Origin of the sequence: Idiomarina sp. ST20R2A10 (assembly GCF_051842345.1) — a bacterium.
Taxonomy (GTDB): domain Bacteria; phylum Pseudomonadota; class Gammaproteobacteria; order Enterobacterales; family Alteromonadaceae; genus Idiomarina; species Idiomarina loihiensis.
In genome coordinates this window covers 1-260 of the sequence record NZ_JBNIEY010000057.1, presented here as the reverse complement: position 1 = coordinate 260, position 260 = coordinate 1, and the positions used below count along the sequence as shown (strand labels likewise).

General features: G+C 57.3%; 1 protein-coding gene. It reads left to right on the top strand.

The window, feature by feature from the left end:
• The coding region (locus tag ACP7H9_RS14290) for a hypothetical protein (protein ID WP_439222946.1) at positions 1-260 on the top strand (260 nt) is incomplete at both ends.

Sequence of the window (260 nt, the reverse complement as noted above, 5' to 3'; positions counted from 1 at the left end):
CAATTCCCCAGCAGTCAGAGACGGCACGCTTCCTCGCCTCCTCCGCGTTTAATGAACTCGGATACGCGATCTTTGTCGCTGGTCTCCTCTACTGGAAAACAGACCTCCTCCCCGAAGGCCTTCGCTTCCGTCATCCGACGCATCGCGACGCCCGCTGGATACTCGGCGGCATTCTCGTGATGATTGTCACAGAATACGTACTCACGTCCCTCTTCGCGTTTTTCAACGCTCCAACTGCACAGAACGCGGCTGCGATCGAG